The sequence below is a fragment of the bacterium genome, from assembly GCA_026398675.1.
GTDB lineage: Bacteria > RBG-13-66-14 > RBG-13-66-14 > RBG-13-66-14 > RBG-13-66-14 > RBG-13-66-14.
In genome coordinates this window covers 1-11,935 of record JAPLSK010000349.1, presented here as the reverse complement: position 1 = coordinate 11,935, position 11,935 = coordinate 1, and the positions used below count along the sequence as shown (strand labels likewise).

At 65.2% G+C, this 11,935-nt stretch carries 11 protein-coding genes; 10 read left to right on the top strand and 1 reads right to left on the bottom strand.

All coding sequences use genetic code 11. From position 1 onward, the window contains the following. Positions 1-175: 175 nt before the first annotated feature. Entirely contained in the window at positions 176-2,731 is a 2,556-nt protein-coding gene (locus NTW26_10640; GenBank protein MCX7022708.1) for a hypothetical protein, read from the bottom strand. A gap of 55 nt (positions 2,732-2,786) precedes the next feature. Between NTW26_10640 and NTW26_10635 the strand changes: the two genes are divergently transcribed. The 10 genes from NTW26_10635 to NTW26_10590 all read left to right on the top strand — a co-directional run. Then, positions 2,787-2,969 carry a hypothetical protein gene (locus NTW26_10635; protein ID MCX7022707.1) on the top strand — a complete coding sequence of 61 codons (183 nt, stop codon included), beginning with the start codon at positions 2,787-2,789 and terminating at the stop codon, positions 2,967-2,969. Between the two features lie 124 nt (positions 2,970-3,093). After that, a complete protein-coding gene (gene thrS / locus NTW26_10630) occupies positions 3,094-5,043 on the top strand; it encodes a threonine--tRNA ligase (protein ID MCX7022706.1) in 1,950 nt (649 codons plus the stop codon). 182 nt (positions 5,044-5,225) lie between these two features. Next, positions 5,226-5,624, top strand: coding sequence for a translation initiation factor IF-3 (gene infC, locus NTW26_10625; protein ID MCX7022705.1), 399 nt, complete (start codon positions 5,226-5,228; stop codon positions 5,622-5,624). Positions 5,625-5,641: 17 nt separating this feature from the next. Further along, positions 5,642-5,839, top strand: coding sequence for a 50S ribosomal protein L35 (gene rpmI / locus NTW26_10620; GenBank protein MCX7022704.1), 198 nt, complete (start codon positions 5,642-5,644; stop codon positions 5,837-5,839). 10 nt (positions 5,840-5,849) lie between these two features. After that, on the top strand, positions 5,850-6,197 hold the full coding sequence (gene rplT, locus NTW26_10615; GenBank protein ID MCX7022703.1) for a 50S ribosomal protein L20: 348 nt from the start codon (positions 5,850-5,852) through the stop codon (positions 6,195-6,197). A gap of 89 nt (positions 6,198-6,286) precedes the next feature. Then, entirely contained in the window at positions 6,287-7,297 is a 1,011-nt protein-coding gene (gene pheS, locus NTW26_10610; GenBank protein MCX7022702.1) for a phenylalanine--tRNA ligase subunit alpha, read from the top strand. A 9-nt stretch (positions 7,298-7,306) separates the two neighbouring features. Next, the gene (locus tag NTW26_10605) at positions 7,307-7,546 is read left to right on the top strand and encodes a hypothetical protein (protein MCX7022701.1); all 240 of its coding nucleotides are present in this window, start codon (positions 7,307-7,309) and stop codon (positions 7,544-7,546) included. Further along, positions 7,461-9,362, top strand: coding sequence for a phenylalanine--tRNA ligase subunit beta (pheT, locus tag NTW26_10600; GenBank protein ID MCX7022700.1), 1,902 nt, complete (start codon positions 7,461-7,463; stop codon positions 9,360-9,362). The genes NTW26_10605 and pheT overlap by 86 nt, the downstream gene beginning before the upstream one ends. A gap of 127 nt (positions 9,363-9,489) precedes the next feature. Beyond that, a complete protein-coding gene (locus NTW26_10595; GenBank protein MCX7022699.1) occupies positions 9,490-10,143 on the top strand; it encodes a hypothetical protein in 654 nt (217 codons plus the stop codon). Next, the coding region (locus NTW26_10590) for a TonB-dependent receptor plug domain-containing protein (GenBank protein ID MCX7022698.1) at positions 10,130-11,935 on the top strand (1,806 nt) is incomplete at its 3' end. The genes NTW26_10595 and NTW26_10590, both read left to right, overlap by 14 nt.

Here is an 11,935-nt window from a genome sequence, read left to right as displayed (position 1 = left end):
CCCGCGAAAACGCTGGCGGAGAGATTGGAACGACTGGTCCGGGAGGTCGTCGCCGGGAGGGATTGACGGACCGGACGCGCAAGAAGTAGACAAGGGGTTTAACCGAGCGAAGCGAGCTATGCCCCCGGCAAACCGAGCGAAGCGAGCTACGCCTCTGGCGAAACCCCTTGTCTCCTTAAAACCCGATGCGGGCGTCGAAGTCCCAGCGGAAGGCCCAGGGCGGACCGCCCGGCTCGGCCTTGTCGGTGTAGGGGTCGCTCACCCAGAGCGGGAAGTTGAACTCCGCGTAGATTGCATCGCCCACGCGGACGCGGAGCAGCGGGCCGAAGGATGACCGCCAGGGCGTACTTTCCGCGAATAGGGCGCGCGGGCCGTCGGCCACGGCCCCGCGGTCGAAGAAAACACCGAATTCCACCCCAAAAATGACCGGTGTATAGAGCTCGGCGCCCACGACCGCCATGTCGTCCGCGAAGAGGTCCAGGTCGTTGTAGCCCCGGATTTCGCCCGCCTGGGGCAACCGTATGAGGTCGTACTCGAAGGAAATGTCGTCCTCGGTGAGCTCGAGGCGGCGCTGATCCGGCGCGCGGCCCTCTATGTGCCCGAACGCGCCCCGGAAGGCCGTCCACAGCCAGGGGGCCAGACGCAGGTCCTCCTGCGCCCGGAGAAAAAAGCGGCCGTACGCGAAGGGGGGGTGCTCGGGATTCAGCCGTGGCAGGGGGTCGAGGGCGTACTCGGCGCCGAGGTGAAGCTGCGGCCCGCCCAAGGCGCCGCGGTCGTTCAGGTTGAACGAGCCGTAGATGGAGAACTGGCGCCCGTCCTCGCCACGCAGTCGCAAGGCCCGGTCGCCGGGATCCCAGCTCCGCAGGCGGCAGTAATTCACCCCCAGGATGAACTCGAGCTCGGGAACGTGGGACAGGCGCGGCCGAACCGGATAGTTGAACTGCAGCGAACCGCCCTGCTCGTCCTTGCGGGAGTAAACCGCCGTTCCGAGGCGCAGCCCCGGGTACCAATCGTCCAGCCGCGTGGTGAACTGGGCCAAGAGATTCCAGTCCCCGTACTCGATGTTGCAGGTGGCCGAGAGGAGCAGGTCGTCGTCCCCCCAGATTTCCATGGGCAGCAGGTGGACCCCCTCGCGGCCCCAGAGCGCGGCTCCCAGCCGCCAGGTGCCGTCGTAATCGGGCCAGGGGAAGGGCACGAGGAAGAGGGTCCAGGCCTCGGGGTCCAGGGCGTCGGGCAGGATGCGGAACTCGAAGGCCGGTTCTTCGATCACCCGCGGGGTGAGAGACGTGGGCTCGAACGAACCGGACGGCGCGTCGAGGCCGAGGTTCTCCGCAAGCTCCATGGCCGGGGCGTACCCGGCGACCCCGGCGATGGTTTCCAGGAAGAGCTTCGGGGTCGCGCGCTCGGTTTTGCTTATATCGAGGAATCGGGCCGCCGCCTCCCGGAGAATTTCCGGGCTCCAGCGCCGGGACCAGCGGATGAGCGCCTGGGCGGTTTTCTGCCGGACGGCGGCGTCGTAGGTCTCCGGCTGGTCGAAGGCGTCCGCCGCGGACGAGGGAGCGCGGTCTCGCCCCGATTGCTTCAAATCCTCGATATATGTGCGCGACAGCCACTCCTGCTCGACGCCGAGCACCGCCGCGGGCAACAGGTCCCGTCCCTCGCCGAAGATGCTCGTCAACGCCTCGCGGGCCGCCCAGTGGGACAGGCCGTCCACCAGGAGGGGGTCGTCGTAGCCGTCCACCTCCCGGCCGGTTCGGAACCACCGGCCGGCCATCTGCCGGGCGTAGGCCAGCTCGGGGAAGCGCATGAGCGGGTAAGTCGGTACGTCGCCCAGAAGGACCAGGCCGTCGTAAAACTCGTCGCCGGAGAGGGGTGCGTCGGCCGCGATAATGATCAGCCCCCCCTCCGGGAGACCGAACCAATCGGTAAAACGGTCAAAGACCTCGCGGGCGAAGTGGAGGCGGGCCTCTCCGCTCCCGTCGGCCGTGACGTCCGCCAGCTCCACGGCCAGGCCGCCCCAGACCTCCTCGGTGACCGCGCCGGAGTTAAACAGCGCCAAGTCCGCCCCGCGACAACCCTTCCTCTCCATGGAATAAACGCCGTCCTCGTCAACGATGGCCGGGCCCAACGGTTCCCACCCAGGCTCGACGGCCAGGTTGACCTCGTAGTCCGCCGATTGGGCGGGGAAGACGCCCCAGGGCAGCTCACGCGCATCCAAGTAATCCCCCTCACCGTCCACGGGCCAGGGCTGGGGGTGCCAACCGGCCAGGACGATGAGATTATCCGACCTCCCCCAGAGGTGGTGGAAGTCGGGGACGCGGGTGGTGAAGTCCACCGAAATGTCCAGCGGGCCCTCCGGCACGTGGCCGACGGTCAGCCGGACGCCCTCCACGCGGAAGTCGTCCGTCCGTGCGCCGTTGATGGAGAGCCGCGTGATTTCCATCCACCCGTCGAAGGGATATATGCCGTGGTCGTTGTCGGAAAAAAGGCCCATCTCCTCCACCGGGCCGGTGAAGGACGGGTCGCGGTCGCGGTTGGCGGGCAGGTACAGCCTCAGCTCGCCTCCGTCGGCCCCGTCGAGGGCCATAGTCAGGGTGCCGCTTATCGAGTCGCCCTCGAGCGCGGCGTCAATCACGACCGTCGGTCCCGCGAAGGCGACGGATATGAAAAAAAGCGCGATGGGGACGGCGAGCCGCACGTAAAACCCCGAAAGCCTTGACAGGTGCGCCAAAATCGCCTATATTCTACCATACTTGCTTGCGGAAGGCGTCCGCAGGAGGTTCGTGGTGGCCTGGGGATTCCTGGGAGTGGCGGTTCTAGGCCTGGCCCTGCTGGTCGGCGGTTTCTGGCGCGCTCAAGTTACCGAGCGTCGCTGGGTGCGCGTCGTCGGCCCGCCCGTCGCCGTTTTGGGCCTGATCGTCTTCTTCCTGGGCGTCCTCTTGACCACCGTGCCGGGCTTCTTCGGCTAGTGGGCCGGTTGGGAGGTTCGTTTGGTTGGGGCCTGATGGTTATCAGGCGTGAAAACTACCGAGTGACCCGGCCCGCCGCGAAACTTCCTGCCATCGCGGTTTTTTTAGGGCTTAAGGAGTTGACGTGCCTTCTGACGAACAAGAAATCCGCCTCCGATTCCCCGACGGATCGGTCAAGGGCTACCCCGAGGGCGTTTGTCCCCTGGACATCGCCCGCGAGATAAGCCAGGGACTCGCCCGCTCGGCGGTGGGCTCTCTCATTGATGATTTGCACTGGGACCTGAACCGCCCGCTCCCCGCGGGGGAACACGGCTTCCGTTTGGTGACCGCCGATGACCCGGAGGGCCGGGAGTTCTACCGGCACACGGCGGCGCACGTTCTGGCCACGGCGGTGCGGGCGCTCTACCCGAAGGCCCGCTTCGGCATCGGCCCCGCCATCGAAAACGGCTTCTACTACGATTTTCTGGTGGAAAAGCCCTTTGCGGAGGAAGACCTGCCCGTCATCGAGGAGAAGATGCGGGAAATCATCAAGGCCGACCTGCCCTTGGGGCGGAGGGTCGTCTCCCGGGTCGAGGCGCGGGCCGAGATGGAGCGCCGGGGCGAAATGCTGAAAGTCGAGCTCATAGACGAGCTGCCCCCCGAGGCCGAGGTGACCTTCTACTCCGACGGCGACTTCGTGGACCTGTGCCGAGGACCGCATCTGCCATCCACGGGGCGGCTGGGCGTGGTAAAGCTCCTGTCGGTGGCCGGGGCGTACTGGCGCGGCGACGAGCACAGACCGATGCTCTCGCGCATCTACGGCGCGGCCTTTCCCAAGCAAAAACAGCTCGACCTGTTCCTGGAGGGCATCGAGGAGGCCAAGCGGCGCGACCACCGCAAGCTGGGCGCCGAGCTGGAACTATTCTCCATCGCCGAGAACTACGGGCCGGGGTTGATCCTCTACCACCCCGCCGGGGCGACGCTGCACTACGAGATAGAGCGTCTGGCCCACGAGATGCACCGGGCGCGCGGCTACGCGCTGGTCCACACGCCCCACCTCTTCCGCGCCGAGCTCTGGAAGATCTCCGGCCACTATGACCACTACAAGGACAACATGTTCTTCGCGCGCCTGGGCGGCGGCGAGACGGACTACGCCGTCAAGCCGATGAACTGTCCGGGGCACGTGCTCATCTACTCGCACGGCCTGCACTCCTATCGGGAGCTGCCCGTCCGCTACTACGAGTTCGGCCATGTGTACCGCAACGAGATGTCGGGCGTGCTGCACGGCCTGATGCGCGTGCGGGGCTTCACCATTGACGACGCCCACATCTTCTGCACGCCGGATCAGCTCGAGGACGAAATCGTCGGCGTCATCCGCTTCGCCCAGGCGTTCATGGGGGTGTTCGGCCTGCCGATGAGCTACGCCCTGGCGACGAAACCGCCGGGCGCCATGGGGTCTGCGGAAATCTGGGATCAGGCCACGGTCGCCCTGGAGCACGCCCTGGAGCGGCTCGGGGTGCCTTACGTCCTGGATTCCGGCGGCGGCGCCTTCTACGGCCCGAAGATTGACATCAACGTTACCGACGCCCTGGGCCGCAAGTGGCAGACGACGACCTGCCAGGTGGACTTCAACTTCCCCGAGCGGTTCGATCTCTCCTACGTGGGGGAGGACGGGGCGCGGCACCGGGTGGTCATGGTCCACCGGGCGGTCCTCGGGAGCTTCGAGCGGTTCATCGGGGTGCTCATCGAGCACTTCGCGGGAGCGTTTCCGCTGTGGCTCGCACCGGAGCAGGTGCGCGTGCTGCCGGTGGCGGAGGGGTTCCTCGAATACGCGGAGAAGGTGGCGAACGAGTTCAGGGAAAAGGGGCTGCGCGTCCGCGTGGATACGAAGGATTCGAAGCTCGGGGCGAAAATCGCCGCGGCGGAGACGGCCAAGGTCAAGTACATCGTCGTCGTCGGGAAGGCCGAGGCGGAGGCGGGCGACATCAACCTGCGTCCGCACGGTAAAAAAGCGTTCAACGTGAGTCTGGACGAGGCGTTGCGCGAAATCGTCAGGGAGCGGGACGAGCGTTTACTGCTCGGCCGTTGGTCGTAAGTCCGGGGAATCGAGCGCGGGATTGCCCCTGGAGGGCATCACGCCCCGAATGATACGAGGGCCGTTTCACCACGGTCCGCCGAGTGGGTTAATTTCATTTGACTTGCCGCGTGTATTCATGCTATAAAAGCGCGGCTCCGCTTGAGGTTGCCGGAGGTGATCCATAGCTAAAGATCAATCGCGTGTCAACGAACGGATACGCGTCCGCGAAGGTCTGCCTGATAATGGATTACGGCAAATATCTCTACCAGCAGTCGAAGCGGGAACACGCGGCGCGGAAGAACCAGCGGAACTTTTCGGTCAAGGAGATAAAACTCCGTCCCAAGACCGGCGAACACGACTTTACGTTCAAGCTCCGCCACATCGAAGAGTTTCTGGCAAGTCTCAACAAGGTTAAGGTCACCATCCTCTTCCGCGGCCGGGAGCGGACGCACCCCGAGATTGGCGAGAAGATTCTGGCCCGGATAGCGGAATATTTCGGTGACCGGGTGGTGATCGAACAAACGGCCCGGTTCGAGGGTCACAACATGACGATGGTCCTGGTCCCCGGCGATGTGTTCAAAGAAGCGGCCAAATCCTAACCGACGAGGTTCCCAAGTTGCCGAAGATGAAAACGATCAAGGGAGCGGCCAAGCGTTTCAAGCCCACGGCCACGGGCAAGCTCAAACGCCACAAGGCGCTCTTCAACCACATCCTGACCAAGAAATCCGCCAACCGCAAACGGCGTCTGAGCCAGAGCACCCTGGTGACCACCAAGGGCGACATCAAGCGGATCAAGCGGATGCTCGCCATTTAGAGGTGTCGGTATGCCCCGAGCGAGAAACAGTGTTGCCTCCCGTCGCCGCCGGAAAAGGGTTCTGGCGCAGGCCAAGGGCTACCAGCACGGCCGGAGCCGGCTCATCACCACCGCCCAGGACGCCGTCCGGAGATCGCTGCAGTACGCCTACCGCGACCGCCGGAAGAAGAAGGGGCATTTCCGCCGCCTGTGGATTGCCCGCATCAACGCCGGCGTCCGGTTATACGGCATGAGTTACTCTCGATTTATAAACGGTTTGGCCAGGGCGGACGTCCACCTCGACCGTAAAATCTTGGCCGACCTTGCCGCCATCGATCCGAAGGCGCTGGAGCATCTGGTCAAGGTAGTCAAGGGTTAAGAAATCCTCGGTGGACGCCCGGCTGTGGCTTTAGTACACGGCCCGGGCCCGCGGTTGCCGTGGGCCCTTTTTTTCAACCGGATTCAGACATGCTGAAAAATCTTGAACACATCGAGGAGGAGGCGAAGCGGCGGATCGCGGTCGCGCCTGACGCCAAGCTCCTCGAAGAGTTACGCGTCGAGTTCCTCGGCCGCAAGGGGAAGCTCACCGAGCTCCTGCGCGGCCTGGGCACGCTCGGCCCCGAGGAACGTCCCCAGGTCGGCGCTCGGGCCAACGAGGTGAAAGCCGCCATCCAGCGGTCTCTAGCCAACCGTACAGCCGAGCTCGCCGCCGGGGAGAAGCGTGAGCCTTTCCTCGACTACACCCTCCCCGGCCGCAGGGTGGAGGTGCGCCGGCGGCACCCGGTGAACCAGGTTATCGAAGAGCTGGTCTTTATCTTCCGTGACCTGGGGTTCAGCGTGGCCGAGGGGCCGCTCATCGAGACGGAGCACTACAACTTCGACGCCCTGAACACCCCGCCGGACCACCCGGCGCGCGACGAGAAGGACACCCTCTTCCTGCGCGACTTCCCGCTGCTTTTGCGGACGGAGACCAGCCCGGTACAGGTGCGCACGCTGGAGCATACGAAACCGCCCGTACGCATCATCGCGCCGGGGCGCTGCTACCGCAACGACACCGCCGACGCCCGCCACTACCCTGTCTTCCACCAGATAGAGGGCCTGTGGGTGGACGAAGGCGTATCCTTCGCGCATCTGAAGGGGATTCTGCTGGAGTTCGCCAAAAGCCTCTTCGGCCCAGGGGCGCAGGTGCGCTTCCGGCCGCACTTCTTCCCCTTCACCGAGCCCTCGGCGGAGATCGAGGCCACCTGCCCGGCGTGCGCCGGCGGCGGGTGCAGGACCTGCTCCGGCACAGGCTGGATCGAGCTGGGCGGGGCGGGGATGGTGGACCCCGCGGTGCTCGCGCCCCTGGGGATAGACCCGGAGATTTACACCGGCTTCGCCTTCGGCATAGGCCCCGAGCGCATCGCCATGGTGCGCTACGGCGTCGGCGACATCCGGCTCTTCTACGAGAACGACCTGCGCTTCCTGCGGCAGTTTTAGGAATTCACCATGAAGCTGAACACTGAATGGCTTAGCGACTACGTCGCGCTCGAAGCGTCCCCCGCGGATATAGCCCGGGCGCTGACCGAGTCCTGCGCCGTGGCCGAGGCGGTCTACGACCCCTACGCCCACCTGGCTAAAGTGGTCGTCGCTCGCCTGGTCTGTGCCGAACCGCTCACCGGATCGGACAAGCTCTACCGCTGCGAGGCTGACTTCGGCGCGGGGAAAGGCAGCCGTTCTCGGCGGTAAATTTCTCTACCCCGAACCGAAAATAAAACCCGCGGTCGTGGATGACGGTTCGCTGGTCCGTATCGAGTGTCCCGACCTGTGCCGCCGTTACGTGGGCCTCGTCGTTCGCGGGGTGAAGGTGGGACCGAGCCCTGACTGGCTGGCCCGCCGGCTCATCTCCATCGGCCACCGGCCCATCTCCAACGTGGTGGACGTGACGAACTGCGTCCTGCACGGTCTGGGGCAGCCGCTGCACACCTTCGATCTGCGCAAGCTCAAGGGTGGGCGGGTCATCGTCCGCCGCGCACGCAAGGGGGAGTCAATCGTTTCCCTGGAGGGCGACGAATGTCGCCTCACGCCGGAGATAATGGTCATCGCCGACGACGAGCGTCCGGTGGCCGTGGCCGGGGTGATGGGCGGTCTGGAAACGGGGGTTACCGAAGAGACGACGGATATTTTAATCGAGAGTGCGTGGTTCGAGCCGGCGAGCGTCCGCGCCACGAGCCGGGAGCTGGGGCTGGAATCGTCGTCCGGCCACCTCTTCGGTCGGGGGGCCGACCCGAATCTGGCGCCGGTCGCCGCCCGCTTTGCCGCCGACCTGATTACGGAAATCGCCGGCGGGACGGTGGACGAGTTGCTCCACGACTGCCACCCCGTTCCGTATAAACCGCCGGTGGTCCGTCTGCGCTGGGGCCGCGTGGGCAAGCTCCTCGGCTTCGACGTCGCCCCGCCGGAGGGGAAGCGGATTCTCACCGCCCTGGGCTGCGCGTTGGTTGCCGAGGATGAGTCCGGCGCGATCTGGAGCATCCCGAGCCACCGACCCGACCTTGCCCGGGAGGTGGACCTGATCGAGGAGTTGGCCCAGGTGGCGGGCTACGACAACGTGCCGGTGGAGCTTCCGCGCCTGACCGCGGCTCACATCAACCGGCCCGATCCCGAGAGGCCGGTGCACACGGCCCTGGCCGCCGCCGGTTGCCAGGAGGTCCTTACCACCGACTTCGTGTCACTGGAGGAAGCCGAGGGGCTAGGGTTTTCCGAGAAGGACCTCGTAGCCGTGAAGAACCCCCTGGACAAGGGGCACCCCTACCTGCGTCCCTCGGGCTTTATCGGCCTGTTGAACGCGGCCCGGCACAACGCCTCCCGCGGCGCCGAGGATTTGCGCTTCTACGAAATCGCCACCGCCTTCGCATTTTCCCCCCAAGCCCCCGTCGAAGTGAAGCGTCTCTGCGTCCTTTTAGTCGGAGAACGGCCCGCCGACGGCTGGTTCAACCGGGCGCGCGACCTCGACTTTTACGATGCCAAGGGTGTCTGCGAAGCCCTGGCGGATGCCCTGAAAATCGCCCCCCCGGAGCTCGTGCCGGTCGAGGCGACGGAGGGGACGCCCCTCGAGTTCGCGGTCCGGCTGGACGGAACGACTGTGGGCCGACTCCTGCGTTTCGGAAAAAAACTCCTCTCGGCCTACAACCTCGATGAACGGGCCGCCTGGGGCCTGGAGCTGGAGCTCGAGTCGCTGCTGCACCGCGCGGGGGACGTGAAAATCGAGCCGCTCCCCCTCTACCCACCGGGAACCCGCGATCTGGCGCTCGTCTTTGACGAAGGCGTCCGGCACGCCGACATTTTAGGGGTCATCCGGTCCGCGGGCGGCGGGCTGTTGGAGGAGGTGCGCCTCTTCGACGTCTACGTGGGCAAGCAGGTGGGCGACGGCAAACGTTCCCTGGCCTATTCCCTCACCTACCGCGCCCCGGACCGCACGCTGACCGACGAGGAGATTGACGCGGCGCACGAGGGAATCGTAAAAACCCTCCGGGAGCGTTTCCACGCCGAGCTCCGGTCGTGAGGCCTACCGGCGGAGGTTCCCGCCGAAGCCCGTCACCGACCTCCCGATTCAATACGGAAAGTAAAAATACGACCGTTCCGGTTCCCGCCCTTGCGCGGTGACCCGTCTATCGTTTAAGATGGGCAAAATGTCCACGCTCCAATCCCCGGTGGAGGTATTCGTGGAAGAGCTCCTGGTGAAACTTGAGGCGAGGGTAAAGCAGGCGCTGGAGAGGATTGAAGAGCTCGAGTTCCAGAACGCCCGGCTCAAGGACGAGAACGATTCACTGGTCGAAACCAACAACCGCCTGCAGGAGGAGTTGGAGGAAAAAGCGGGAGTGGTCGCCGTAATCGCCGAGCTCCGCGCCCGGCTGGAGGCCTCCGAAGCCAAGCAGGAGCTCGCCCGCAGGCGTATAGAGGCCATCATCACCGATCTGGACGAAATTCTGGCGCAGGGCTCTGAGGCCCCAGGGGAGCCGATCAAAGCCGAAACCGACCCTCCCGACGAAGAGAAGAGGCCCGTCCCGCCGGGCATCGCGTATCCCGTGGAGGTCCCAAAGCCGCAGATTGCCGCGGAAGAGGTACCCGAAGAGACGTTCGAGGACACCTTCCCTCTCCTGGATTTCGACGAAGGTGGAGAGAAGCACCCGGACGAATCCAAATCCCTCCCGAAACATAATAACGACTTCCCCGACGCCGGTGAGAAGTCGGGTTCCACGCCGCTCGGCGTGGACGGCCTGACAACCGGGGAAGACGACTTCGAGAAGGACGACGATAAGGACCCCTTCGGTGGCTCCTTTTGACCGACCGCCCCTCCGGTTAATCCCGGTCTGGCTTTTCGTACTGACCGCATCGGCAGCCGCCCAGGACGCCGGGACCATACCCGAATCACCCACCCGTGAGCCCACCGCCGAGGAGATTGAACGGGAACGTCTCCTCGAAATTGCTTCCCGAGAGGCCTACCTGGATTCGGATTCCGATTCGCTCCTCGTCGCCACCGGTGCCGAGCGGCGGGCCGAGTCCACCCCCTTCGCCGTAACCGTTGTCACCGGCGCCCGCCTGCGGGAGTTGGCATACACTACCCTGGCAGACGCCATCGTGGGGTTGGCCGGCCTTTATCCCGATTGGCGCTACCGCATGGGCCAATACGGTGGGGTGGGCATCCGCTGCTCGCCGACCCAACGGGTTCAGATTCTCCTGGACGGAATGCCGCTCGACCACGGTCTGACTTGGTTCGAGGCGCTGTCCACCGTTCCGCTCGACCTGGTCCGGCGGGTGGAGATTCTCCGGGGGCCCGGGGGCGGGCTCTATTCCGCCGGTCTGGGCGGGGTGATCAACGTCGTAACACGCAATCCCCAGCGGCTGACCCTGGCTCTGGCCGAGGTTGCCGGCGGCAGCGGCTCCCTCAACAACCAGCGGTACTGGGGCAGTTTCTCCAACACCGCCTGGCTCGCGCAGTACAAGGTCGGTGGCTACAAGTGGAGCCAAATCGGCGGGATGGACGCGCTCGATCGCGACGGGGGCTCGCTGGACGTCGAGGTGCGCTTCGATCTGGACCACCCCGAGCCGGGTGAGTACGTGGAAGGCGCACAGATCGGCCTCTACGCGAGCACTTTCTACTCCAGGGCCGGAGATCGTTGGTCGCTGGATGTACCCCTGTGGCAGGACGACTTCAACCTCTACCACTACGGCGCATACGCCCGGGCGCCCCTTGGCGCATGGGGTGACTGGCGCATGGACCTCCGCTACGCGGAGACCGAGCGTTCCCGATACCCCCTGGCCTGGGACTACCGTTTCCAGGGACAGGATCTGCGTGAGTTGGAAGCGTCGTATTATAAGGAGAAGGCGGTGGACGCCGTCACCCGGCTGGACGCCCTGCCCTGGGAGGGGGGCCGCCTCGGCTTAGTCCTGGACGGTTTCTGGGAAGATGCGGAGGGGCTGAACCGAGTGGGTCTCTACAACGCCGGCGCCGCGGTGGACTTGGAGCAGGGCCTCTTCGGCGGGGAGACGCAACTCGTTGGAGGCGCGCGACTGGACTACAACGCCCTCTACGGTTGGACGCCAACATTCCGCTGCGGCATCCTCCAGGGACTGCCACACACCCGGGGAACCGATTCGCTCTTTGTAAACTTCGCCGACGGCTTTCGGGCACCCACGGAGGAAGAGCAGGATCGTGGAGGCGCGCTCGAGCCCGAGCGGGGATGGGAGATGGAGGGCGGCGTGCGTATGAGCCGCTTGGCCCCCCTCACCTGCCAGTTGACCGCTTTCTATCGCGAGATTACAGACGCCATCCTTGCCGGCGACACGGTCTTCAACCAACCGGGAATCATCGCGGCCTACGGCGGCGAAGTAGAGCTGGCCCTGGGCCCATTCTCCGATCCGTACACCCACCAGAACAGGGCGAGGAGCGAGCCGCTGGCCTTCGTCTGGGACTTTCCCGTAAACCTGCGCGCCGACGGCTCCCTCGTCTGGGAAATGGGTCCGGCACAGGGCACGGAACCTTACTTCATGCTTCGAGGAACCCTGGGCTACGTGAACCGGTTCTTCCAAAACGACCTGACCGTAACGGGCGAGGCCGTGCTAACCTATTTCAAC

Coding starts and splice junctions, on each gene's coding strand:
- rplT (MCX7022703.1), top strand. CDS start 5,850: ATGCCCCGAGCGAGAAACAGTGTTGCCTCCCGTCGCCGCCGGAAAAGG.
- pheS (MCX7022702.1), top strand. CDS start 6,287: ATGCTGAAAAATCTTGAACACATCGAGGAGGAGGCGAAGCGGCGGATC.
- NTW26_10605 (MCX7022701.1), top strand. CDS start 7,307: ATGAAGCTGAACACTGAATGGCTTAGCGACTACGTCGCGCTCGAAGCG.
- NTW26_10595 (MCX7022699.1), top strand. CDS start 9,490: ATGTCCACGCTCCAATCCCCGGTGGAGGTATTCGTGGAAGAGCTCCTG.